Source organism: Paractinoplanes rishiriensis (genome assembly GCF_016862375.1).
In the GTDB taxonomy this organism is placed as follows: Bacteria; Actinomycetota; Actinomycetes; order Mycobacteriales; family Micromonosporaceae; genus Actinoplanes; species Actinoplanes rishiriensis.
Window position 1 is genome coordinate 63,420 of record NZ_BOMV01000035.1, and the last position, 22,498, is coordinate 85,917.

Sequence of the window (22,498 nt, forward strand, 5' to 3'; positions counted from 1 at the left end):
GCTCGCGCCCCGCGGGACGGGCTGGTCACGAAAGCGCCTCCGCGCGCAAGCGGGCCGCGGACCGCAACAGAGCCGCGGCCTCGCTCTGCTCCTCGGACGGCGCGGCCGCGCCGGATGCCAGGTCGAGAGCCAGCGCCACCGATTCCACGCCGCCGAGCGACTCGCGCACCGAGCGGCCCAGGGCCGCGGTCGAGCCCGCCGCCTCATGGCGGCAATAGACCGACATTTCGCAAGAAGAGAGACACTCTGGCACATATCTGGCTTCGACCGCTGCCAGCGACTCCAGCAGTTCGGGCACCGACCTGGTGAGGTCGAACGACACCGACGGCGGCAGACCGTCGATCAACTCCGCGATCGACGACAGCCGGGACAGCTGGCGTCGCAGCGTCGCGAGCTGCTTGCGGACGTCCAGCACCACCGCTGTCGGTGACAGCGAGAAGTTTTCCGGGCAGACCAGTACCACCTCGTGGCTGACCCGTTCGTCACCCAGCAAACGGCGCAGTGCCAGCACATACACCGCCGCCTGCACCGCGGCCGCCGAGACCTTGGCGCTGTCGGCCTGGCCGTCGACTATCGCGAACGACTTGATCTCGACTACCTGGAGGCGGCCCTCGCGCTGGAAGGCGATCAGGTCCGGCTCCAGGAACACCGTCTGGCCGGCCACCTCCAGCGTGAGCAGCGGATGGTCGATCAGTCCGGGCTGGCCCGAGGCGAGCAACTTGCGGGTGCGGCCGTGCCTCGCGTCCAGGGTGGCGTCGTCGTCCTCGCCCAGGTCGCGGTAACCGACCTGACCGACCGCCAGCGTTTCTCGCAACAGTGCGCAATCGTCGGCCTTGAGCATGGCCTCGAAGGCGTTACCGCGGGCGAGCGCGAAGCGTGACTGGCCGAAGCTGCCGGGGAACTCGATCCGCTCGGCGAGGCGCGTCTTGTCGACGCCGGCCGCGTCCAGAACCGCGCGCCGCGCGCAGCCGGGGTTGCCGGTCAGGGCCGCGATCGTCCGGGCGTTGTGCCGTTTCGCCTTGCCGGTGCCGCGCAGCCGGTCGAGCCGGTTCACCCGCCGCCTCGCTGGTGGGGCACGGCCGGCACCCCGTACAGCTGCTGCTTTTGATCCAACTCCGCAGCTCGCGCCGCGGCAGCCTCCCGCACCGGTCCCTCGGCCGCGATCTGCGCGGTCAGCGCGGCATCGGCGAGCGCATCACGGGCGGCCTCAGCAAGATCAAGAGCTTCCACCCCACCGGGTACGCGGGGAGCCAGTTCGCGGAGGAGCCGCCCGGCCGCCCGGCCGGCGCCGCGACGCATCGCCACGAACTCGGCCACCCGCACGATCATGGCCAGTTCGTCGGCACGCCGGACCGCGGGGGTCATTATCCGCCGATCGAGGGACCAGTCGGCGAGCGCCATCAGGCCGGGCGCCGCGGTGAGGTCGGGTCGCAGCGCCGCGCAGAAACCGGGCGTGCGCTCGCGCAGCAGCCGGGCCAGCGCGGCCGTGGACAGGTCGCCGTCGAACAGCGCGCCGTGCACATCGACCACGAACCGGGCCGCAGCGGGCGCCCCGAGCAGCAGCAACGCGCGGCGCGTCTGCTCGCCGGTGGTCGGAAGCGTGCTCAGCTGGTTCACCGCACCGCTCTCGTCGGGGGTCTCTGGCGATCGACTCTAGATCTTCTTACACCAGCGCAGCAATGTGGGGACGAGTCGCCACGTTTCACCCACGACAGCGATTAAGGTTCACATATCGGACGGCCGCCGCCGCGCGCGCTACGTTCGGACGTATGAAGGCCATCTGGAACGATGAAGTTATCGCCGAGAGCGACGACACGGTGGTTGTCGAGGGCAACCATTACTTCCCTCGGACGTCCCTGCGCGAGGACCTGCTGTTGCCTTCCGAAACCCACACCGTCTGCCCGTGGAAGGGCAAGGCTTCCTATTACACGCTCACGTCCAACGGACACACCGCCACCGACGCGGTCTGGTTCTATCCGGAGCCCAAGCCGGATGCCAAGGCCGTCCGTGACCGGGTCGCCTTCAAGAAGGACGTACGCGTCGAAGTCTGACCACCGTGAGGCCCGCTCACGCGATGCGTGGGTGGGCCTCCTCGATCGCGGAAACCTCGAGGTAGTCGAGCATGTCCCGCTGCTCCTCCGGCTCCAGGGCACCGAACGCCTCGTACGCCGACGCCCGTGAGTGCTCCGTCTCGGCCGCGAGCAGCGCGATGATCCCCGACCAGGCCAGCGACACCCGGTCGAACAGGCGCGCCCGCCGCAGCGAGGTGAGCCGGCTGAGCATGGCCACTTTCGTGGCCGCGTCGTTGTCGTGCGCGATGCGGTCGGCGAGCTCGAAGAGGGCTTTGCCGCGGTACGGGTGCTCGGACTCGACCATCCGGGCCAGTTCGGCGTTGCTCATCTGATCGACCGCCGGAGCCGGGCCGCGCCGCGGCAGTCGTGGGACGTCACCTGGCACGGCTGTCCCGCCCGCTCTCCCACCCGTTTCCGGGCGACTGGTGGGGCAGTGTCGGAACATTCTGAAACGTCGGAAACGGCATCACCGGCATGGCCGGCTCGACCGGCTGCGACGCCCGCCCGGTCAGGGTGCCGAGCACCGCCCGCCCCGTCTCGGTCCCGGCGCCCACCGTCTCGTCGACCGCCGCCGTGACCTGCTCGGCCAGCGCCGCCTGCGCCCGGCGCATGGTCCGCATGATTTCGGCTGACAGCGTCTCCCCGGTCAGCCGCCGAACCGCGTCGTCCAGCCGCAGCCCGGTCACCACTCCGGAGCCGGCCACGGTCACCGTGACCGCACCGTCGTCACCGGTCGCCGACGCGCTGAGCGCCGCGAGCCGATCCGCGAGATTCCCACCCGGCACAGTTTGTCCTCCGTTGCCGACTTTCACGCTCTTCGCGTCCTATGAGATCACGATGGCGCAAGGGCGGCACTCGCCCACCCTGGCGACCACCGTAACCTTCACGCAAGATTGATTGTTACCGCCAACGGGGAGGGTGGGTGTCGTGGACCGGACGGCCGAGGACGGCACCGAGGAGTGGCGGTCGCCGATGGTCGACGTGTCCGGCATGTCGCTGACCGAACTCCAGGCCGCAGCGGGTGACAACGCTCTGGCCGAGAGCCTGCGCCGCCTCACCGACGACCTGGCCGACCCCGGCGAGCCGATCGCCGGCTTCAATTCGGCCGTCTAGCCGGGTGCGCACGTTTCACCTGTCCGACACTGCCTTCACGGAGTTGGCCGCCGGACGCCCCGCCCCCGAAACTCTCGCCGAGTTACGCAAAGCCCAGGAGAGCCGCCACCTGCTGCTGCTCTCGGAGATCCGCCGGCTGGGTGACCGGGTGCCGGCCTGGTATGCCGCGCCCCCGACCGGCCCGACGGCGGCCGCCCTGGCTGATCCGATGGCTGCTCTCCATTCGGCGGCCACGCTGGCCGCGCTCCGGGGCGGCACCCCGCCGCCACCGGGCTGGACGGCCGGCACCCGGCACCTGACCGCCACCCACGACGGCCTCACCCTGCGGGTGCGCCTCGAGGACACCGACCCGCTGCGCTCCCGGCTGGGCCTGACACCTTTCCGACAGCTGACCGGCGCCGAGGCGGCCGAGTGGCAGTCCCACCTGACCCGGGCGTGGCACCTGCTGGTCACCCGCCACCGCCCGGCGGCCGCGACGATGGCCGCGGTCCTCTCGGTGATCGTCCCGGTGGAGCCCCAGCCGTCGGCCGCGGGCATCAGCGCCACCGCGGTGGACGCCTACGGCGCGGTGGCCATCTCGCCGCCCGCGGACGCCCGCGCCCTGGCGGTGGGCCTCCTGCACGAGACACAGCACAGCCTCCTGAACGCCACCCAGTTCCTCTTCGACCTGGTCGACTCGCCCGTCCCGCTCGGCTACTCCCCCTGGCGCGACGACCCCCGGCCGCCCTCCGGCATCCTGCACGGCGCCTACGCGTACCAGGCGGTGACCCGCTTCTGGCGCACCGAGGCCGCCGCCGGCGATCCGGAGAGCCGGGTGGCGGCGTTCGAGTTCGCCCGGTGGCGGGCCGCCGTGGTGTCGGCCGCCGACGGGCTGCTGAGCGGGACGGCGCTGACCGCGGCCGGCCGGCGGTTCACCGGGGCCCTGCGGGACGAGGTCGCGGCCTGGCTGGCCGACGCCGTCGAGCCCGGGATCGAGCGGCTCGCGGCCGGCGCCAACCACGACCACCGGGCCCGGTGGCGGCTGGCGAACCTGACCGTGGCCCCGGCTGACGTCGAAGCCGTGGTGCGGGCCTGGCGGGCGGGGCAACCCGCGCCGTTCGTCCCGGCGGCCGTGGTCGGTGCCGAGCCGGGGCGGAGGCTGGAGCGAAGCCGCCGACTCGGGCTAGTGCATGCGCTGCTCCGGGGTGACCCAGGTCTTTCGCCCGGCAGCCGCGTGCGGCCCGGAGATGCCGCCTACCTGGGCGCTCGACCGGGGACCGCATTCGACGCGTACCGCCAAGAACTGAGCACCCAGAGTGACCCGGAGCTGTGGGCCGGACTCTCGCTCACCTCCCCGGACGCGGCGCTGCAGGCGCGCCCGGAGCTGGTCCGGGCGGTCTACCTGGCATTGCACGGCGACGTCGACGTGTCCCAGCTTGCGGTCTGGCTGGGGTGATCGCTCATGTCGCCGGTACCGCGACCGATGAGCGGTGGCGGAGGTGACGGATGGACCGGACCGGCAGGGTCATGGATCGCGTGCGCCGCGTGGTGGACGACGCCATGATTTTCGCGTCGCTCATGGTGCTGGCGTGGCCGCTCATCTTCGTCGGACTCGGCGAGGACGAGCCGAGCGTGCTGTCCTGGATGCTTCCCGTCGGCGGCGTGCTGGTGGTCGGTGCCGTCGTGATCAAGCTGGCCGAGCGGTGGCCGCTCGCCCAGTACGCGCCGGTCGCCTCCGCGATCGTGATGGCCGGCGTGCAGCAGGTCATGGGCTTCGGCGAGTCCGGCCTGACCTGGCTCATCATCGTCATGGCCGGAACCATCCTGATCCGCCAGTTCCTCGGCGCCCGCACCAACGAGGGCCTGATGCGCGACCTCACCCGGCAGCGTGCCATCCTCGCCCGGCAGGCGTTCCGCGACCCGCTCACCGGGCTCGGCAACCGGACCATGTTCATGGATCACGCCCGGGACGCGCTGTCCGACTCTGACAACACCATGACCGCGGTGGTGCTGATCGACCTGGACGGGTTCAAGATCGTCAACGACACCTACGGACACGCCGCCGGCGACGAGTTGCTGCGGGTGGCCGCCGAGCGGCTGAACGCGAACGTGCGGGCCAACGACACCGTGTCCCGGCTGGGCGGCGACGAGTTCGTGGTGCTGCTGCCCCGGCTCATCGACGACCAGATCGCCGACACCGTGGCCAACCGGATCCTGCGCGACCTGATGCAGCCGCTGGTGGTGGGCGACGCCGTGCTGACCATCCGGGCCAGCGCCGGCATCGCGATCACCCGCGGCAGCGGGCACGACGTGGACGCCATCCTGCGCGAGGCCGACGAGGCGCTCTACCAGGCCAAGGACGACGGCAAGGGCGTCGCCCGGCGGTTCGACCCGGCCCGGTTCGCCGAGGCCGAGCAGCGCCGCCAGGACGAGGCCGACCTGCGCCGGGCGCTGGCCGAGCGCCAGTTCGAGGTGCACTACCAGCCGATCGTCGACCTGGCCGGCGAGCACACCGTGGGCGTCGAGGCGCTGATCCGCTGGCAGCACCCGGAGCGCGGGCTGCTCGCGCCGTTCGCCTTCCTGGACCAGGTCGAGGCGATCGGGATGATGCCGGAGCTGGGCTGCTGGGTGCTGGAGGAAGCCTGCAAGCAGGCCGTTCTGTGGCAGCAGGAGACCCCGCAGTTCGAGCTGAACGTCAACCTGTCCGCCTCGCAGCTGAGCAACCCCGACCTCACCGAGGAGGTGCGCGGGGTGCTGGAGCGCACCGGCATGCCGCCGCACCTGCTGGTGCTGGAGCTGACCGAGACCGTGGCGCTGGTCGACCCGGTCGAGTCGGCGCGGGTGCTGAACTCGCTCAAGACGCTAGGCGTGCGGATCGCGCTGGACGACTTCGGCACCGGGTTCTCGTCGCTGAGCCACCTGGGCGTGCTGCCGGTCGACGTGGTCAAGATCGACCGCTCGTTCGTGCAGGCCATGCAGGACAGCCCGGACGGCGGTTCGGTGGCCGAGGCGGTGCTGCAGATCGCCCGGACCTTCGGCCTCGCGCCGGTGGCCGAGGGTGTCGAGGACGCCGCCCAGGCGAGCCGGCTGCGCGAGCTGGAGTGCGCGCAGGCGCAGGGTTACCACTTCGCCCGCCCGATGCCGGCCGCCGGCGTCACCGACCTGCTCAGCCGTCAGGCCGTGGCGCTAGAGCGGCGGTAGGTCGAGGTCGGTCTCGAGGCGGCTGCCGGCCGCCACCGCGGCCAGGATCGGATGATTTTCGCCGTACGCCTTGGCGAGCGCGGCGGTCACCTGGTGCTTCGCCTCCTCGTCACCACCGTCCAGCACCGCGTTCCAGGCGCAGGCCAGGGTGTCCGGGTGTTCGGCGCCGCGCAGCATCCGGGAGCGCTGCCAGGTGTCGCTGGCGAGCTGCTGGGCCTCCTGCCGCTCGCCCAGCCCGAACAGGTCGCTGGCGTAGCCGTTGGCGCAGGCCAACGTGAACGGGTGATCGGAGCCGACGCTGCGCCGCAGGCCGCCGAGCGCCTCGTGGTCGATCCGGCGGGCCTCCGCGTACCGGCCGGTGGCCCGGACCACACCGGCCAGCCCGGCCGAGGCGGCCAACGTGAACGGATGGTCGTCGCCGAGCACCGAGTGGTACCGGATCACGGCCCGTTCCAGCAGCTCGTGTGCCTGGTCGAGACCGCCGGCGGCGCGCTGCGCGTTGGCCTGCGTGACCACCGCGGCCAGCGTCTCCACGTGCAGGTCGCCGAACCGGCGGCGGGTCAGGGCCACCGCGGTCTCGGCCAGTCCGACCGCCGCGGGCAGGCCGCGCCGCCGGGCCGCCATGGCCGCCGACCGGGCCGTCCACAGCGCGAACGGGTGATCCTCGGCCAGCGTCTCCGGCCGGACCGCGGCCAGCACCTCGGCGGCGCCGGCGTAGTCACCCAGGCCGAACAGGTCGAAGGCCAGACCGGCCCGGGAGGACAGGATCTCCGGATGCCCGTCTGCGAAGATCGCCTGGCGGTGCCGCAGGGTCTGCTCGTCGAGCGTGCGGGCGCCCCGGAAGTCGCCCAGCAGGCGCAGGTCGGCTGCCAGGTTGTTGGCGCAGCGCAGCGCGGTCGGAAAGCTCTCGCCGAACAGCCGCCGGTAGCGCACCAGGTTGTCGCCGTCGAGCTGCCGGGCCTGCCCGAAGTGGCCGCGGATCCGCAGGTCGGCGCCGACGCTGTTGGCGGTGGCCAGGGTGGTCTCGTCGTCGCCGCCGAGCACCTCGCGCTGGGCCCGCAGGGTGTGCTCGTTGAGCACCCGGGCCTCGCCGGTGCGGCCCACCGCGCGCAGCGCGTTGGCCAGGTGGAACGACGCCAGCAGGGTCTGCTCGGCGGTCTCGCCCAGCGAGTCGCGCCAGCGGGCCACCGCGGCGGCGGCCAGGTCGCGGCTGGAGTCGTAGTCGCCGCGGGCGAAGTGGTACCGCACGCAGTTGATCACCAGCTGGCGGATCTCCTCGGTGCCGGCGCCCAGCACGTCCGAGTGGATCAGGTGCGGGGTCAGTTCGGCGTACCGGGGGCGGCCGGCCGGGTCGTCCGGGTCGCCGGGGTCGGCGGCGGCCAGCATGCCGCGCACGGTGGACAGCAGCGTGGCGTGCCGCTCGGAGGTGAGGCCCTGGCCCAGCATGCCGCGCACCAGCGGGTGCACGAGCAGGTGGTCGCCGGGCGGGTCGAGCTCGGCCAGCCCGTACCGGCCGATCAGGCGCAGCGCGGCCTTGAGCCGGCGCTCGATGCGCACCGCGGGGCCCAACTCGCCGGATAGCGGCAGCATCCGGCAGCCCCACAGCAGGCGCCAGGACACCGGTGCGCCGCCCAGGAAGGCGCAGAGTTCGAGCAGCTGGTACGCCGCCGGTGAGTCGGCGCGCAGCGCGTCGGTGGCCAGCCCCCAGGCGACCCGGATCGGGCTGGGGAACGCCAGCTCGCCGGCCCGTCGGGTGTACGTCTCGAGGTAGTCGTTGACCGAGCAGCCGGTGGCCGACCGGACCGCGGCCGCCAGGTCGAGCGCCATCGGCACGTCCTCGAGCCGCTCGGCCAGCCGGTCGGCGTCGGCCGCGGACAGCTCGGCGCTGCGCCCACGGAGCAGGTCGACACTGTCCGCCCGGTCGAACACCCCGACCGGCATGGCCTGCGCCACCTCGGCCGGCCAGCGCGGGTTGCGGCTGGTGACCAGCACGTGCCCGGCGCCGCTGGGCAGGTACGACTTGATCTCCTCGGGCCGGTTGGCGTCCTCGAAGACGACCAGCCAGTTCCGGTACGGCTCGCCCCGGCTCAGCGCGTCGCGGACCGCGGCCAGGGTACGGTTGATGTCCCCCGATTCGGGCAGGGCCAGATGCTGGGCCAGCCCGATCAGTGCCGCCCTGGTGCCGGCCGACTGCTCGGCCGGGATCCACCACACCAGGTCGTACGTCTCGGCGTACCGGTATACATATTCCACGGCCAACTGGGTACGTCCGGTGCCACCGAGCGGGTGCTCCTCGCTGGGGAGCAGCACGACAGGGCCGGTCGCCAGCCCGGCGCGCAGCCGGGTGAGGTTGTCCTCGCGGCCCACGAAGCGGGGGTTCCGCGGCGGCAGGCCACCCAGGATCGGCATGCCGATTACCGTACGTGGAATCATCGCGACTGTGGAAGAAGGACCCGTTGCCTGATGAGATCGTGACGCGCCTCGATCCAGCCGACGGCACCACGACCGTGGCCCTGTTGGGCGAGGTCGACGTGCTGACCGTGGATCAGGTGCGGGTGGCCCTCGAGGAGGCCCTGGCGGCCCGGCCACGGGAAATCGTGGTGGACCTGAGCAACCTGGACTTCATCGACTCTACCGGCCTGGGCGCGTTGATCTCCGGCTTTCAACGCGCCCGCGACGCCGGCATCGCGTTCCGGCTGGCCCACCCGACCCGCCCGGTCCGGCAGATCCTGGTGCTGAGCGGGCTGCTCGAGGTCGTCGAGCTCACGCCTTGACCGGCACGGCCAGGCCGATGCCGGGCGCGACCGGCCGCAGCCGCTTGCCGGCAAAGAGCATGAGGCTCAGCAGGCTGGCCAGGATCGCCAGCGCGCCCGCGCCGTACCAGGCCCAGGTGTAGTTGCCCAGCTGGTCGCGGACCAGGCCGGCGGCGATGGCCGCGGCCGCGGCGCCGAACTGGTGCGAGGCGAACACCCAGCCGAAGACGATCGGGCCGGCCGCGCCGAAGTACTCCCGGCACAGGGTCACGGTCGGCGGCACGGTGGCCACCCAGTCGAGACCGTAGAACAGGATGAACACCAGCATGCTCGGGTGCGCGGTTGCCGCGAGCAGCGACGGCAGCACCAGCAGCGACAGTCCCCGGCCGAAGTAGTAGACGCCGAGCAGGATCCGGCTGTCGACCCGGTCGGTGAGCCAGCCCGAGATGATCGTGCCGGCGATGTCGAACAGGCCGACCAGGGCCAGCAGGCTCGCCGCGGTGGTCTCGGCCATCCCGTGGTCGTGCGCGGCCGGGATGAAGTGGGTGCCGACCAAACCGTTGGTGGTGGCGCCGCAGATCGCGAAGCCGCCGGCCAGCAGCCAGAACGGGCGGGTGCGAGCGGCCTGGCCGAGGGCGCGCAGGGCGGTCCGGGCGGCGCCGGCCGGTGCGATCGGCCGCGGCTCCTCGTATTCGCCGCCGAGAGCGCCGATGCCCAGGTCAGCGGGGTGGTCGCGCAGGCGCCACCAGACCAGCGGCACGACGAGCAGGGCCACCGCGGCGACGGTGAGCGCCGCGGTGCGCCAGCCCTGGCTCTCGGTGAGCGTGGCGAGCACCGGCAGGAACACCAGGTTGCCGGCCGCGCCGCCGGCGGTGAGCACGCCGATCACCAGGCCGCGGTGCGTCACGAACCAGCGGTTGGCGATGGTCGCCACGAAGGCCAGCGCCATCGAGCCGGTGCCCAGGCCGACCAGCACGCCCCAGCAGAGGATGAGCTGCCAGCTGCTCTGCATGAACACGGTCAGGCCGGAACCGGCCGCGACCAGCAGCAGCGCGCCCACCACGACCCGGCGGATGCCGAACCGCTCCATCAGGGCGGCCGCGAACGGGGCGGTGAGGCCGTAGAGCAGCAGGTTGACCGAGACGGCCGCGGAGATGGTGCCGAGCGACCAGCCGAACTCCTCGTGCAGCGGCCGGAGCATCACGGACGGCGTGGCCCGGAACCCGGCGGCGCCGACCAGCGCCACGAAGGCGATCACGGCGACAAACCAGGCCGGGTGGATTTTATACGATTTGGCATCGGTTTTCCGCCGCGGGCTGGCGCTGCACGTCTTGGTCACGCGCTCAATCCTGGTGGAATCGGCCGCTTCGGACGAGTGGCCGGAGAGCCATCATGCGCAAGAATCCAGCCATGGTTCACTCCATCGCGGTGGTTCCGTTAGACGGCGTCGTGGCGTTCGACCTCGGCACCCCGCCCCAGGTCTTCAACTCCGCCCGGTACGCCGGCAAGGAGCGCCTCTACACCGTCCGGGTCTGCGCCTCCGGCCCGGTCCGCAGCACGGCCGGCTTCACCGTGGTGCCCGACTTCGGCCTCGACGAGGTGGCCGGCGCGGACACCGTGGTCGTCCCGGGCATCGGCGCCGGCGGCCCGGTGACCGACGGCACCCTCCCGGACGACTGCCGCGCCGCCCTGCTCGCCGCCGCGGCGCGCGGTGCCCGGATCGTCTCCATCTGCACCGGTGCCTCGGTGCTGGCCGCCGCCGGTCTGCTCGACGGCCGCCCGGCCGCCACCCACTGGGCCTGGGGTAACCGGATCGCCCGCCTCTATCCGCGGGTGCACTGGAACTTCGACGTGCTCTTCGTGGACGACGGCGACGTCCTCACCTCGGCCGGGGTGGGCGCCGGGGTGGACCTCTGCCTGCACATCGTGCGCAACGACCACGGCTCCGAGGTGGCCAACCGGGCGGCCCGCCGCTGCGTGGTGCCGCCGTTCCGGGAGGGCGGGCAGGCGCAGTACATCGAACGCCCGATCCCGTTCACGGCCGGCGCCGGCACCGAATCGACCCGCTCATGGGCGCTGGACCGGCTGGCCGAACCGGTCACCCTGGAGGACATGGCCGCGCACGCCCGGATGAGCGTTCGGACCTTCACTCGGCGATTCCGGGACGAAACAGGTCTCAGCCCGCGACAATGGTTGTTGCGGCAACGGGTCGCTCACGCTCAACTGTTGCTCGAGTCGACCGATCTTGCAGTCGAGGCGGTGGCCCGTCGCTCCGGACTGGGCAGCGCAACCGCGCTGCGGCAGCACCTCCAGGCCGCGATCGGGGTCGCACCGAGTGCGTATCGGAAGACTTTCCGGCAACCGGTGCAATCCGGGTCCTAGTGGGGCGGATTACCGCAAGACGGGCTCAGCTCGCCCTGCCGGCGTCCGATCTCTGAGGCAAGCCGCACCTTGTCTCCGACCGAGGATGTCATGGACCAGACCTTCCGTCCGCTGCTCGACGCGCTGAAGCAGATCGGCGTCGACGCAGCCGCCGTGGACGCGGCGGCGGATGAGGCCCAGCGCAGCGGGCGTTCGGTGCGCGCGGTCCTGATCAACGACCAGGTCGTCACCGAGGAGCAGCTGACCGCGGCGGCCGCCCGGGCCTTCGGCATCAACACGGTCGACCTGGTCAGCTTCACTCCCGACCCGCAGGCGCTCAAGCGCATCCCGCTCTCCGTGGTGCTGCGGCACCGCGTCCTCGGCCTGTCGATCACCGACGGCGAACTGGTGGTCGGCGTCACCGACCCGGGCGACGTGGTGGCCCTCGACGACGTCCGGGCCGCCACCGGCATGACCGTGCGGCCCGCGGTGGTCGCCCGCAGCGAGGTCCGCCGGATCATCGAGCGGCTCCAGCGCGAGTCCAGCGACCTGGGCGAGATCGCTGAGGACGAGGTCGAGGACTCGGCGGGGATGACCGCCCAGGCCACCAGCTCGGACGACGCCCCGATCGTGCGGTACGTGAACAGCCTGATCGAGCAGGCCGTCATGAACCGCGCCTCCGACCTGCATCTCGAACCGACCGAGGACGACATGCGGGTGCGGTACCGGATCGACGGCGTGCTGCATGAGGTGGACCTGGTGCCGCGCGGCGTGATGGCGGCCCTCACCTCGCGCATCAAGATCATGTCGGGCGTCGACATCACCGAGCGGCGGGTGCCGCAGAACGGCCGGATCAGCGCGATGATCCGGGACCGGACGGTCGACCTGCGTACCGCCACCCTGCCCACGGTGTGGGGCGAGAAGATCGTGCTCCGGGTGCTCGACACCGGCGGCATCGACCTGGACATGAACAAGCTCGGCTTCACCCAGCACAACCTGGACCGCTTCGCCGAGTCGTTCAGCAAGCCGCACGGCATGGTGCTGGTCACCGGGCCCACCGGCTCCGGAAAATCCACCACGCTGTACGCGACGCTGGGCCGGATCAGCAAGCCCGAGGTCAACGTGATCACCGTCGAGGACCCGGTCGAGTACCGGCTGCGCGGGGTCAACCAGGTGCAGGTGAACGCGAAGGCCGGCCTGACCTTCGCAGCGGTGCTGCCGGCCATCCTGCGGACCGACCCGGACGTCGTGCTGATCGGTGAGATCCGGGACGGCAACACCGCACAGATCGCGACCGAGGCCTCGCTCACCGGTCACCTCGTGCTCTCCACGCTGCACACCAACGACGCGCCCGGCGCGGTCACCCGGCTCACCGAGATGGGCATCGAGCCGTTCCTGGTCGGCTCGTCGCTGGACTGCGTACTGGCCCAGCGGCTCACCCGGCGGCTGTGCGACTGGTGCAAGGAGGCCTACACGCCGACCGAGGAGGAACTGGTCGGCGCGCAGTGGCCGTTCGAGGATCTCGTCGTGCCGGAGGCGCTCTACCGCCCGGTGGGCTGCCGGAACTGCGCGAACACCGGGTACCGCGGCCGGATCGCGATCCACGAGGTGATGCCGATCTCGCCGGAGATCGAGACGCTGACCATCCGCCGCGCGTCCACCAACGAGATCCGCGAGGTGGCTCTCGACCAGGGGATGTACGACCTGCGCTCGGACGGCCTCGCGAAGGCGGCCGGCGGGCTCACCTCGGTCCGCGAGATCTCCCGCGTCGCGATCTAGTCCGCGCACAATACCGTCTTTTCTCGCTGATCGCCCGAATCCGGCGGAACACCTGCTAAAGCCGCCCGGCGCAGTGCCGAATTTAGAAGGCAGTCACGACCCGCGAAGAGATTGCCGGTGCCGATGTACACGATCGACCGCCAGGCGCCGCCCCCGGCGGCCCCGAGTGAGCCCGCCGCACCCGCGCCGGGCGATCTTGCCGTGCTCAATCAGATGCTCGTCACGCTCGTCGAGTCGCGCGGCTCCGACCTGCATCTCACGGTCGGCACGCCGCCGATGATCCGGGTGAACGGCTCACTGCGCCCGATTCCCGGCTACGGCAACCTCAACTCCGCCGACACCGCGCTGCTGGCCCGCGCGGCCATCTCGCCGGACCAGTGGGCGACGTACCAGGAGACCCAGGAGCTCGACTTCGCGCACAGCATCGTGGGCGTCTCGCGGTTCCGCGGCAACCTGTACATCCAGCGCAACTCCTGCGGCGCGGTCTTCCGGGCCATCCCGCACGAGATCAAGCCGCTGGACGAGCTGGGGATGCCCGACTCGGTGGGCCGGTTCGCCCACCTGCCCCGTGGCCTGGTGCTGGTCACCGGCCCGACCGGCTCCGGCAAGACCACCACGCTGGCCTCGATCCTCGACCTGGCCAACCGCAGCCGCGCCGACCACATCATCACCATCGAGGACCCGATCGAGTTCCTGCACCCGCACAAGCGCAGCGTGGTCAACCAGCGCGAGGTGGGCTCGGACACCGACAACTTCGCCAGCGCGCTCAAGCACGCGCTGCGGCAGGATCCGGACATCATCCTGGTCGGTGAGCTCCGTGACCTGGAGACGACCGCGACCGCACTGACCGCGGCCGAGACCGGTCACCTGGTGCTGGCCACCCTGCACACGCAGAGCGCCACCCAGACCATCGACCGGGTCATCGACATCTTCCCGCCGCACCAGCAGCTCCAGATCCGCGCCCAGCTGGCGGCCAGCCTCCAGGGCGTGATCACGCAGGCCCTGGCGCCCAAGGCGGACGGCAAGGGCCGGGTCGTGATCTGCGAGATCCTCACCGCCACCCCGGCCATCCGCAGCCTCATCCGCGAGGGCAAGTCCCACCAGATCCCCTCGTTCATGCAGGCCGGCGGCAGCGAAGGCATGCTCGCGTTCGACCAGCACCTGGCCGAAAAGGTGCGGGAAGGGATCGTGAGCCTGCAGGTCGCCCTCGAACTGTGTCACTCGCAGGAGGAACTCAAGCGACTCATCGGTCGGATGTGATGCCATGCCCGCAACGAAGACGTTCCACTACAACAGCATCGACGCCACCGGGCGCAAATCGAAGGGCACCGTAGAGGCGCCCAACGAGGCCGCCGCCACGCACATGCTCCGGCAGCGTGGCGAGGTGCCGCTCGAGGTGACCGAATCCGGCAAGGGACTCAACCGGGATTTGAAGATCCCCGGGCTCGGTGGCCGGGTCAAACTCAAGGATCTCGCGGTCTTCGCCCGGCAGTTCGCCACGATGACCGCGTCCGGCATGTCGCTGCTGCGGTCGCTGGCGATCCTCGAGGACCAGACCTCCGTGCCGGCGTTGAAGAAGGCGATCGGCGAGGCGAAGTCGGACGTCTCCGGCGGTGTGTCGCTGTCCGCCGCGATGGCCAAGCACGACAAGGTCTTCCCCCGGCTCATGGTCGCCATGGTCCGGGCCGGCGAGGCCGGCGGTATGATCGACATGGCCCTGGAGCAGATCGCGGCGAGCCTGGAAAAGGACACCGCCCTCCGCGGCAAGATCAAGAGCGCGCTCACCTACCCCGCCATCGTGCTGTGCTTCACGTTCGTGATGATCGCGGGCGTTCTGATCTTCATCGTTCCGATCTTCGAGGCGATGTTCAAGAGCCTGGGCGGCGAACTGCCGGCGATCACCCAGTTCCTGGTGGATGCCAGCCACAACATGTGGTGGATCGGCCCGCTCGTCATCGCGCTCCTGGTCGGCGGCACGATCGGCTACCGGCAACAGACCCGGAAGAGCGCCGAGTTCCGCCTCTTCGTCGACAAGACGAAGTTACGGATGCCGGTCTTCGGCCCGCTGTTCCAGAAGCTCGCGATGAGCCGCTTCTCGCGCAACCTGGGCCTCTTGCTCAACGTCGGCGTGCCGGTGATGCAGGCGCTCGCGGTGGTCGGCGAGACCACCGGCAACGAGGTCATCAACATCGCCATGAAGGACGTGCAGAGCGCCGTCCGGGACGGCCAGCCGATGTCGTCCGCCATGCGGCACCACAAGATTTTTCCCGAGATGGTCACGCAGATGGTCGAGGTCGGGGAAGAGAGCGGTCAGATCAGTCAAATGCTCGACAAGGTCGCCGATTTCTACGACCGGGAAGTCGACAGCGCCGCCGAGTCCCTCACCGCATCCATTGAACCGATCATGGTGCTCGTCATGGGCGCCGTCGTGGGCGGCATGGTGATCTGCCTTTACCTGCCGATGTTCACGATCTACCAGAACATCCAGAACTGAGCGAACGGGACCCTCAAGTACCGCCGCGAACGACCGATTCTTCGGTCAGCACCGGGTGCCCGAGCCCGGGAACCAGCACCACCCACCCTTCCCGCCCCACCCCTGTCCCTGGAGGCACCCCCAATGCAGGAAACCATCAACCGGCTTCGCGCCAAGAAGGGCGACGAGGGCTTCACCCTCATCGAGCTCCTGGTCGTCGTGGTCATCATCGGTGTGCTCGTCGCGATCGCCGTCCCGGTGTACCTGAACTACCGGAAGGGTGCGGCGGACAAGTCGGCGCAGTCCGACATCCGCGGCGCGATCAGCGCGATCGAGCAGTACTACACCGAGAACAACAACACCTACCCGCCGACCGCGACCGGCAACAACACGGGCGCCACCGGCACCGAGTCGATCACGCTCGGCGGCGCGACCGGCACGCAGAAGATCACGCTGTCGGACAAGACGATGCTGGGCTACAACCTCACCACGCCGGCCACCGGTGCGCCGTACTACACCATCTGCGCGCACAGCACCGGTGGTACCGAGAACCGCTGGTACGTCTACAACAGCCAGGTCGGCGGCTCGGTCAAGGTATCCGCGGTGAGCTCGGCGTCGCAGACCACCTGCTGATCACCGTCCGGCCGCACCCCCACTGACGAGACCGAGGAGACCCGGCCATGCCGCAGCCCCTGCTGCTCTGTGTGATCGGACTCCTCGGTCTCGCGGTCGGGTCCTTCCTGAACGTGGTGATCCACCGGGTCCCCCGCGACGAGTCGCTGGTGCGTCCCGGATCGCACTGCCCGCACTGCGGCAACGCGGTCCGCAACCGGCACAACATCCCGGTGCTCGGCTGGCTGCTGCTGCGCGGGAAGTGCGCGGACTGTGCCGCGCCGATCAGCCCGCGGTACCCGCTGGTTGAGGCCGGCACCGCGGTCCTGTTCGTGGCGGTGGCCGCCAAGTTCGGCTGGTCCTGGGAACTGCCCGCGTATCTCTACCTGGCCGCCATCGCGGTGGCCCTGGCCGCCATCGACATCGACGTCATGCGGCTCCCCAACAAGATCGTCCTGCCGTCCTACGCCGTGGTCCCGATCCTGCTGCTGCCAGCGATGATCGCCGAGCGGAGCTGGTCGGCCGGACTGCGCGGGCTCGCCGCCGCCGCCCTGCTCTACGCGCTGTACCGGGCTCTCGCGGCCTGGGGCATGGGCGGCGGCGACGTCAAACTCGCCCCGGTGCTCGGCTTGTACCTGGGCTGGCTGGGCTGGAGCTCGGTCGCCGTCGGTGCGTTCGCCGGCTTCCTGCTCGGTGGCGTGTTCGGCGCCCTGCTGATGCTGTTCCGCGGGGCCGGCCGCAAGACCCGGATCCCGTTCGGGCCGTACATGCTCGCCGGCGCCTTCCTCGCCGTGTTCGCCGCAGCGCCGCTGGCGAACTGGTACACGAACCTGCTTCTTCCCACCGCCTGACCCACTTCCCGCACCCGGCAAAGGAGGCAACCCCGATGGCTGGCGTCATCCCGATCGGGCTGGACATCGGATCGACCTCGATCCGGGCCGTCGAAGTTCGGCGCACCAAGGACGACATCGCGCTCAACAACTTCGGCCAGGTGCCGCTGCCGACCGGCGCGGTGGTGGGCGGCGTGGTCCAGGACCCGATCGCCGTCACCGCGGCGCTCAAGCAGCTCTGGGCCGCCTGCAAGTTCGGCACCAAGCACGTGATCCTCGGCGTCACCAACCCGCAGCTAGTGGTGCGCGAGATGTCGGTGGCCAACCTGCCGCCCAAGGAACTGCGCCAGGCGCTGCCGTTCCAGGTCAAGGACGCGTTGCCACTGGCCGTCGAGAAGTCGCTGCTGGACTTCTACCCGCTGGAGGAGCCGGGCGCCAACCCGACCGTGCGCGGCCTGCTCATCGCCATGCCCAAGGAGGCCGTACTGGCCGCCGTGGACGCGGCGCAGAAGGCCGGCCTGCACGTCGACGGCGTCGACCTGGCGTCGTTCGCGCTGCTGCGGGCCGCCTCCCGGCTGGACACCCAGGTCGAGGCGATCGTGGACATCGGCTCCGACGTCACCAGCGTGGTGGTGCACGCCGACGGCGAACCACTGATCGTGCGCACCGTGCCGCGCGGCGGCATCGAGATCACCGCGGCCATGGCCACCCGGCTCGGCATCCCGCCGCAGGAGGCCGAGATGGTCAAGTGCCGGTTCGGGCTGCACGGCGACGGCAACCCGGTGACCGCGGACGCGGCCGCCGACGCGGTCCGGCCGCTGGCCAGCGAGCTGCGCAGCTCGTTCACCTACCTCGCCTCGGGCGAGCGGCAGAAGCAGGTCACCCGGCTCGCCCTCTGCGGCGGCAGCGCGCTCATGCCGGGCCTGGCCGAACACCTCCAGCAGCAGCTGGGCATCACCGTGGTGTACGCCGACGGCGCCAGCCGCCTGCGCGACACGCGTAAGGGTCGCGACCGCGGCTTCGACAGCTTCGTGCCATCGGCCGCCGTGTCGATCGGCCTGACCCTGGGAGCGGCTGCCTGATGACCACCACGCAGAACCCTACGCCGACCGCGTTGATGCCGCTGGACCCGGCCGTCTCGCCGCAGCACGCGCTGCGCATCCTGCCGATCCGGGCCAACCTGCTGCCGGACGAGATCACCGCCGGCCGCAACGCCCGGCGGGCCCGGGCCATCCTGATCCTCGCGGTCCTGCTCACCATCGCCGGGCTGGGCGGCTGGTACCTGTACGCGGTGAACGAGCGCACCGTGGTCGAGGACGACCTGGCCGCGGTCACCGCCCAGGTCGACCGGACCCGGAACGACACCAAGGCGGACAAGTACACCTCGGTCACCCGGGCCATCGAGCAGAGCGACACCATCACCGCGCAGCTGAAGATCGCGATGAACGACGACCTGCCGTGGAGCACGCTCTACGACTCGCTGCGCAAGTCCAAGGTCAAGGGCATCACTATCACCAACATCAACGGCTTCCTCGACACGGACATCACCAAGGGCGCCGCGGCACCCGCGGCCGGCGCGACCCGGAAGCTCGGCAATATGACGATCATGGGCGAGGCCAAGGACAAAAAGACCATCGCCACCTACCTCGACAAGATCGCGACGGTCAAGGGCATGGCGAACGTGTACCTGTCCAACGCCACCAAGGACGACGGTGGCGAGTGGATCTTCTCGATCAACGCCCAGATCTCCGGCGACCGCCTCTGCGGCCGCTTCACCGACCCCTGCAAGACCGGAGGCAAATGATGAGCTCGCGGCACGCAAGCCGGATGCTGCTGGCCGGCGGGGTACTGGTGATCGTGATCCTGGTCGTGGCCACCTACCTGCTGGCGATCAAGCCGGTCTACGACGACAAGGCGCTCAAGGAGACCCAGGTCTCGGACGCCGACCTGGAGCTCACCAAGCTCCGCCGGCAGCTGGCCGACCTCAAGGTCAAGAGCGCCGACGCCGCGACCTACACCGCGGAGCTCAAGGCCAAGAAGACGCAGCTGCCGGACAGTTACGACATCCCGAACCTGCTGCGTCAGCTCCAGACGTCGGACACCAGCGTCAAGGTCGACAACAACGCGGTCGGGGTCACCACCCCCGTCACGGTCGCCGGCTCCGGCATCGTGGTGGGCGTGCCGATCACGCTGACCGCGACCGGCAACGCCGACGGGCTCAGCAAGTTCGTCAACCGGCTCCAGAACACGCAGAGCCGTGCGGTCCTGGTCAGCGCGGTCAACCTGCAGGTCGACGGCAACGAGACCACGTTGACCACCACGCTCACCGCGTTCTGCAGCAAGAGCGACGACGACGACTGCAAGGTCAACGAGAAGTAGACCGCCTCAGCGAATCCGCCAGACCCCGGTGTCCCCGCCGAGGGACGGGCAGGCCAGGTAGGCACCGCGCGCGGTGCACCGGAACCAGGCCGCATCGTGCATGACCCCGGTCGTGCGCAGCCCGCCACTCGCCGGATCTCCGACCAGCACCAGGGTCTGGCGGCCTTCGCTGCGCAGGATCAGGTCGCCGGCCCGCTGGCTGCGCCCGAGCGGATGCAGGATCCGGCCGGTCGCGGCGTCCAGCAGCGCGGCCCGGGTCTCCTCCAGGGAGTCGTACCCGATCAGCCGGGTCGCGTCGTACCGGAACGCGGTCGACCAGGAGGGCTGGTGCCAGCGGACCGAACCGTCCGCCGGGTCGATGCCGCTCAGCCCGCCGGTGCTCGCCACGCAGAGCACCGGGCCGCAGTCGGTGACCGAGCCGAACGGCCCGCCCTCGGCCCGCCACAACCGGGCCGGCGGGCTCACCGCGTACGCGGTCAGCACCGAGCCACCGCCCACCCGGCGGGTCACGTAGATCCGCTCCCGCAGCACGCTCACCGCGACCGAGTCACTGGGCACCGGCTGGTCCTCGCCGCCCAGCCCGACGTCGCCGCGGGCCAGCACCGCGCCGTCCGCGTAGTTCAGCACCTGCACCGCGCCGGTCGCACCGACCGTGACGATCCGCGGTGAGCCGCCGTCACCGTACAGCTCATCCGGGCCGAGAAAGCCGAACGAGGAGACCGGGTGGGTCCAGATCCGCCGTCCGGTGCGGGCGTCGGCCAGGTGAAGCCGGGACTCGCCGGCGCCGAACGAGTGGGTGAGCACCCCGCCCCGGGACACGCTCACCACCGCGGTGCCCGGCGCGTCGCTCGACCACAGCTCCGCGCCGGAACCCGCGTCCACCGCGGTCAGCACCGGGCCGGGACTCGAGATCATCAGCAGAGTTCCGGTGCTCCCGTCGAACCGCATCCCCTGCACGTTGCGGTGGTATTCGCGCCGCCAGCGCGTCTGTCCGCCGGGCAGGTCGTACCGGCGTACCTCCGTGTTTGTTGCCAGGAAGACCGACCCGGCAGCCAGCTGGAACGCGGTCACCGGCTCGGCCACCGACAGCACGGGCGTCAGCCCGGGCATCGGAGCCGCGGCACCGCCCAGCACGAGAAGCAGAGCCAAAACCATGACCAGGTACGCGGGACGCAGTCGCGCCCGCGGCGGCCGCTCGACCGGCGCCGGCGGCGGTCGGTCAAGATCGATCAGCACAACCCCGTTGACCACGGGTTCAGCATGCACGGCGAGTGCGCGCGCCGACACCTCGTCACCGTGAGTACTCTGCCGGTATGTCTTATGCGGTCCCGCCGACCCGCACTGCCGCGGTGGTCCGGCAACTGCGCAACGAAATCGTCACCGGAGAGCTGCCGCCCGGCACTCTGATCAAGGATGCTGAGCTGGCCGCGCGCCTCGGCGTGAGCATCACTCCGGTGCGCGAGGCCATCGCCCAGCTCTCCGTCGAGGGCCTGATCGACATCGCGCCGAACCGGACCCGGCACGTCACCCGGGTGACCCAGAAGAACGCGCTCGAGCTGATCGACGTGATGAGCGTGCTGGCCTGCGCGGGTTTCGAGTGGGGTGTCGACAACCTCACCGCCAACCAGGTCGAGCTGATGCGCCAGCGCCAGCGGGAGTTCGTCGAGGCGCTGCGGGCCGGCAACACGCTCGCGGCCGGGGCCGCCGGCGCCGACTTCAGCACCATCGTGATCCTCGCCAGCGGCAACCGCGAGCTGCAGTCCATGGTGGATCTCGTGGTGGCGCGCACCATGCGGATACTCGCGATGACCGCCGAGAGCGACCTGTGGAGCACCTGGATCGACGGGCACGAGGCCATCCTCAAGCTGCTCGACCTGGGTGACACCCGGGGCGCCCTGGCGCGATACCGGCAGACCTACGTCGAGTTCCGGGCCCGGGTCGAGCGGGAGCTTCTCGACGACCAGTAGTCGCTACCGTTGTGCAACTTTTTTGTGATTCAGAGCGCCCTCGTCCTGTCGATCAGCTCGACATGGTCACCGGACGAGGAGCACCCCGATGAATCAGAACCTGATCCTCATCGCCGAGGATGACGCGGACATCCGCGACATGCTCGCCTTCACCCTTGAGGCGTCCGGATACCGGACCATCGGGGCCAAGGACGGGCAGACCGCCGCCCGCCTCCTCACCGTCGCCAAGCCGGTCGGGCTGATCACCGACGTCCAGATGCCGGCCATGAACGGCATGGAGCTGTGCCGGCTGGCCCGCGGCAACCCGGACAACCGGCACACCGCGATCCTGATGATCTCGACGAACGCGCACGCCTACGACGTGGACGCCGGGCTGGACGCGGGCGCCGACCGGTACCTGCCGAAGCCGCTGTCCGCCCGGCTGCTCGTCAGCGAACTCCAGGAGCTCATCACCAACCGCTACCCGAACGTCCGCTAGGAGGCTCACGATGACCGCGCCCGCCCTCACCGAGCCCGACCTGCACGCCGACGAATTCGCGCAGGCCTTGGTCTCGGCGCCGATGCACGCTCCGCTGTCGCCGACGATCCTGATCGCCGACGACGATGACGACATCCGGGACGTGATCGCGTACAAGTTGCAGGTGGCCGGATACCGGACACTGAGCGCCGACAACGGCCGGACCGCCCTGAACATCGCGGTGGCCGAGCGCCCGCGCGCGATCATCCTGGACGTCACCATGCCGCAGATGGACGGCCTCGCCGTCTGCTACGAGCTGCACGCCTGCCCGGAGACCGCGCAGATCCCGGTCCTCATGATCAGCGGCAGCGGCCGGCTCGACGACATGGATCTGGGCTTCGCCATCGGCGCCGACGACTACCTGGCCAAGCCGTTCAGCCAGCGCGAAATGCTGCGCCGGGTCAACTGGCTGCTGATGTCGGGCGGTTCGTAAGCCGGTCCGGCCCGCTGCCGAATGTCAGG

24 protein-coding genes are annotated in these 22,498 nt (G+C 70.6%); 17 read left to right on the forward strand and 7 right to left on the reverse strand.

The genetic code is table 11. From position 1 onward, the window contains the following. Nucleotides 1–25: 25 nt before the first annotated feature. Nucleotides 26–1,054 (reverse strand): hypothetical protein, encoded by a 1,029-nt coding sequence (locus Ari01nite_RS16105; RefSeq protein ID WP_203782062.1) that lies wholly within the window; start codon nt 1,052–1,054, stop codon nt 26–28. Next, complete coding sequence (locus tag Ari01nite_RS16110) at nt 1,051–1,617, reverse strand: hypothetical protein (RefSeq protein WP_203782063.1); 567 nt, start codon at nt 1,615–1,617, stop codon at nt 1,051–1,053. The genes Ari01nite_RS16105 and Ari01nite_RS16110 overlap by 4 nt, the downstream gene beginning before the upstream one ends. A gap of 152 nt (nt 1,618–1,769) precedes the next feature. On the opposite strand from Ari01nite_RS16110, the gene Ari01nite_RS16115 reads away from it, so the two are divergent. Then, nucleotides 1,770–2,051: a DUF427 domain-containing protein gene (locus Ari01nite_RS16115; protein WP_203782064.1), complete on the forward strand. Its 282-nt coding sequence runs from the start codon at nt 1,770–1,772 to the stop codon at nt 2,049–2,051. A 16-nt stretch (nt 2,052–2,067) separates the two neighbouring features. Here the strand turns inward: Ari01nite_RS16115 and Ari01nite_RS16120 are convergent, their stop codons facing one another. Next, nucleotides 2,068–2,400, reverse strand: a complete 333-nt coding sequence (locus tag Ari01nite_RS16120; protein ID WP_203782065.1) for a hypothetical protein — start codon at nt 2,398–2,400, stop codon at nt 2,068–2,070. Nucleotides 2,401–2,446: 46 nt separating this feature from the next. Continuing rightward, nucleotides 2,447–2,857 (reverse strand): YbaB/EbfC family nucleoid-associated protein, encoded by a 411-nt coding sequence (locus Ari01nite_RS16125; RefSeq protein WP_203782066.1) that lies wholly within the window; start codon nt 2,855–2,857, stop codon nt 2,447–2,449. A 142-nt stretch (nt 2,858–2,999) separates the two neighbouring features. On the opposite strand from Ari01nite_RS16125, the gene fxsA reads away from it, so the two are divergent. The 3 genes from fxsA to Ari01nite_RS16140 all read left to right on the forward strand — a co-directional run bounded on the left by fxsA (nt 3,000) and on the right by Ari01nite_RS16140 (nt 6,365). Beyond that, complete coding sequence (gene fxsA / locus Ari01nite_RS16130) at nt 3,000–3,185, forward strand: FxSxx-COOH cyclophane-containing RiPP peptide (protein WP_239162790.1); 186 nt, start codon at nt 3,000–3,002, stop codon at nt 3,183–3,185. Between the two features lie 4 nt (nt 3,186–3,189). Next, nucleotides 3,190–4,620: an aKG-HExxH-type peptide beta-hydroxylase gene (locus Ari01nite_RS16135; protein WP_203782067.1), complete on the forward strand. Its 1,431-nt coding sequence runs from the start codon at nt 3,190–3,192 to the stop codon at nt 4,618–4,620. 71 nt (nt 4,621–4,691) lie between these two features. Then, nucleotides 4,692–6,365: a putative bifunctional diguanylate cyclase/phosphodiesterase gene (locus tag Ari01nite_RS16140; protein WP_203782068.1), complete on the forward strand. Its 1,674-nt coding sequence runs from the start codon at nt 4,692–4,694 to the stop codon at nt 6,363–6,365. On the opposite strand, the gene fxsT is transcribed toward Ari01nite_RS16140, so the two are convergent. Further along, nucleotides 6,351–8,774: an FxSxx-COOH system tetratricopeptide repeat protein gene (fxsT, locus tag Ari01nite_RS16145; protein ID WP_203782069.1), complete on the reverse strand. Its 2,424-nt coding sequence runs from the start codon at nt 8,772–8,774 to the stop codon at nt 6,351–6,353. The genes Ari01nite_RS16140 and fxsT overlap by 15 nt on opposite strands. 47 nt (nt 8,775–8,821) lie before the next feature. Here fxsT and Ari01nite_RS16150 point away from each other — a divergent pair, with 47 nt between their 5' ends. After that, complete coding sequence (locus Ari01nite_RS16150; protein ID WP_203782070.1) at nt 8,822–9,139, forward strand: STAS domain-containing protein; 318 nt, start codon at nt 8,822–8,824, stop codon at nt 9,137–9,139. On the opposite strand, the gene Ari01nite_RS16155 is transcribed toward Ari01nite_RS16150, so the two are convergent. After that, a complete protein-coding gene (locus tag Ari01nite_RS16155) occupies nt 9,129–10,376 on the reverse strand; it encodes an MFS transporter (protein WP_203782071.1) in 1,248 nt (415 codons plus the stop codon). The two genes, Ari01nite_RS16150 and Ari01nite_RS16155, sit on opposite strands and share 11 nt — an antisense overlap. 152 nt (nt 10,377–10,528) lie before the next feature. On the opposite strand from Ari01nite_RS16155, the gene Ari01nite_RS16160 reads away from it, so the two are divergent. From Ari01nite_RS16160 to Ari01nite_RS16200, 9 genes are all read left to right on the forward strand, one after another. Then, a complete protein-coding gene (locus Ari01nite_RS16160; protein WP_239162791.1) occupies nt 10,529–11,500 on the forward strand; it encodes a GlxA family transcriptional regulator in 972 nt (323 codons plus the stop codon). 90 nt (nt 11,501–11,590) lie between these two features. After that, nucleotides 11,591–13,258: a GspE/PulE family protein gene (locus Ari01nite_RS16165; protein ID WP_203782073.1), complete on the forward strand. Its 1,668-nt coding sequence runs from the start codon at nt 11,591–11,593 to the stop codon at nt 13,256–13,258. Between the two features lie 123 nt (nt 13,259–13,381). Continuing rightward, nucleotides 13,382–14,518 carry a type IV pilus twitching motility protein PilT gene (locus Ari01nite_RS16170; RefSeq protein WP_203782114.1) on the forward strand — a complete coding sequence of 379 codons (1,137 nt, stop codon included), beginning with the start codon at nt 13,382–13,384 and terminating at the stop codon, nt 14,516–14,518. A 4-nt stretch (nt 14,519–14,522) separates the two neighbouring features. Further along, the gene (locus Ari01nite_RS16175; RefSeq protein ID WP_203782074.1) at nt 14,523–15,752 is read left to right on the forward strand and encodes a type II secretion system F family protein; all 1,230 of its coding nucleotides are present in this window, start codon (nt 14,523–14,525) and stop codon (nt 15,750–15,752) included. A gap of 123 nt (nt 15,753–15,875) precedes the next feature. Beyond that, nucleotides 15,876–16,364, forward strand: a complete 489-nt coding sequence (locus Ari01nite_RS16180) for a type II secretion system protein (protein ID WP_203782075.1) — start codon at nt 15,876–15,878, stop codon at nt 16,362–16,364. A gap of 47 nt (nt 16,365–16,411) precedes the next feature. After that, nucleotides 16,412–17,194, forward strand: coding sequence for a prepilin peptidase (locus Ari01nite_RS16185; RefSeq protein WP_203782076.1), 783 nt, complete (start codon nt 16,412–16,414; stop codon nt 17,192–17,194). 35 nt (nt 17,195–17,229) lie between these two features. Next, complete coding sequence (gene pilM / locus Ari01nite_RS16190; RefSeq protein ID WP_203782077.1) at nt 17,230–18,255, forward strand: type IV pilus assembly protein PilM; 1,026 nt, start codon at nt 17,230–17,232, stop codon at nt 18,253–18,255. Continuing rightward, on the forward strand, nt 18,255–18,977 hold the full coding sequence (locus tag Ari01nite_RS16195) for a hypothetical protein (RefSeq protein WP_203782078.1): 723 nt from the start codon (nt 18,255–18,257) through the stop codon (nt 18,975–18,977). The genes pilM and Ari01nite_RS16195 overlap by 1 nt, the downstream gene beginning before the upstream one ends. Continuing rightward, the gene (locus Ari01nite_RS16200) at nt 18,977–19,552 is read left to right on the forward strand and encodes a type 4a pilus biogenesis protein PilO (RefSeq protein ID WP_203782079.1); all 576 of its coding nucleotides are present in this window, start codon (nt 18,977–18,979) and stop codon (nt 19,550–19,552) included. Before Ari01nite_RS16195 ends, Ari01nite_RS16200 begins: the two co-directional genes overlap by 1 nt. A 6-nt stretch (nt 19,553–19,558) precedes the next feature. Here Ari01nite_RS16200 and Ari01nite_RS16205 read toward each other — a convergent pair whose 3' ends face one another. Continuing rightward, nucleotides 19,559–20,803: an outer membrane protein assembly factor BamB family protein gene (locus Ari01nite_RS16205; protein WP_203782080.1), complete on the reverse strand. Its 1,245-nt coding sequence runs from the start codon at nt 20,801–20,803 to the stop codon at nt 19,559–19,561. Between the two features lie 62 nt (nt 20,804–20,865). Between Ari01nite_RS16205 and Ari01nite_RS16210 the strand changes: the two genes are divergently transcribed. The 3 genes from Ari01nite_RS16210 (at nt 20,866) to Ari01nite_RS16220 (ending at nt 22,469) form a co-directional block, all read left to right on the forward strand. Then, complete coding sequence (locus tag Ari01nite_RS16210; protein WP_203782081.1) at nt 20,866–21,519, forward strand: GntR family transcriptional regulator; 654 nt, start codon at nt 20,866–20,868, stop codon at nt 21,517–21,519. Between the two features lie 88 nt (nt 21,520–21,607). Continuing rightward, on the forward strand, nt 21,608–21,997 hold the full coding sequence (locus Ari01nite_RS16215) for a response regulator transcription factor (RefSeq protein WP_203782082.1): 390 nt from the start codon (nt 21,608–21,610) through the stop codon (nt 21,995–21,997). 10 nt (nt 21,998–22,007) lie between these two features. Then, nucleotides 22,008–22,469, forward strand: coding sequence for a response regulator transcription factor (locus tag Ari01nite_RS16220; protein WP_203782083.1), 462 nt, complete (start codon nt 22,008–22,010; stop codon nt 22,467–22,469). Nucleotides 22,470–22,498 lie beyond the last annotated feature (29 nt).

Coding starts and splice junctions, on each gene's coding strand:
- Ari01nite_RS16185 (WP_203782076.1), top strand. CDS start 16,412: ATGCCGCAGCCCCTGCTGCTCTGTGTGATCGGACTCCTCGGTCTCGCG.
- Ari01nite_RS16140 (WP_203782068.1), top strand. CDS start 4,692: ATGGATCGCGTGCGCCGCGTGGTGGACGACGCCATGATTTTCGCGTCG.
- Ari01nite_RS16120 (WP_203782065.1), bottom strand. CDS start 2,400: ATGAGCAACGCCGAACTGGCCCGGATGGTCGAGTCCGAGCACCCGTAC.
- pilM (WP_203782077.1), top strand. CDS start 17,230: ATGGCTGGCGTCATCCCGATCGGGCTGGACATCGGATCGACCTCGATC.
- Ari01nite_RS16160 (WP_239162791.1), top strand. CDS start 10,529: ATGGTTCACTCCATCGCGGTGGTTCCGTTAGACGGCGTCGTGGCGTTC.
- Ari01nite_RS16220 (WP_203782083.1), top strand. CDS start 22,008: ATGACCGCGCCCGCCCTCACCGAGCCCGACCTGCACGCCGACGAATTC.
- Ari01nite_RS16115 (WP_203782064.1), top strand. CDS start 1,770: ATGAAGGCCATCTGGAACGATGAAGTTATCGCCGAGAGCGACGACACG.
- Ari01nite_RS16195 (WP_203782078.1), top strand. CDS start 18,255: ATGACCACCACGCAGAACCCTACGCCGACCGCGTTGATGCCGCTGGAC.
- Ari01nite_RS16200 (WP_203782079.1), top strand. CDS start 18,977: ATGAGCTCGCGGCACGCAAGCCGGATGCTGCTGGCCGGCGGGGTACTG.
- Ari01nite_RS16170 (WP_203782114.1), top strand. CDS start 13,382: ATGTACACGATCGACCGCCAGGCGCCGCCCCCGGCGGCCCCGAGTGAG.
- Ari01nite_RS16175 (WP_203782074.1), top strand. CDS start 14,523: ATGCCCGCAACGAAGACGTTCCACTACAACAGCATCGACGCCACCGGG.
- Ari01nite_RS16165 (WP_203782073.1), top strand. CDS start 11,591: ATGGACCAGACCTTCCGTCCGCTGCTCGACGCGCTGAAGCAGATCGGC.
- Ari01nite_RS16180 (WP_203782075.1), top strand. CDS start 15,876: ATGCAGGAAACCATCAACCGGCTTCGCGCCAAGAAGGGCGACGAGGGC.
- Ari01nite_RS16210 (WP_203782081.1), top strand. CDS start 20,866: ATGTCTTATGCGGTCCCGCCGACCCGCACTGCCGCGGTGGTCCGGCAA.
- fxsT (WP_203782069.1), bottom strand. CDS start 8,774: ATGCCGATCCTGGGTGGCCTGCCGCCGCGGAACCCCCGCTTCGTGGGC.
- Ari01nite_RS16215 (WP_203782082.1), top strand. CDS start 21,608: ATGAATCAGAACCTGATCCTCATCGCCGAGGATGACGCGGACATCCGC.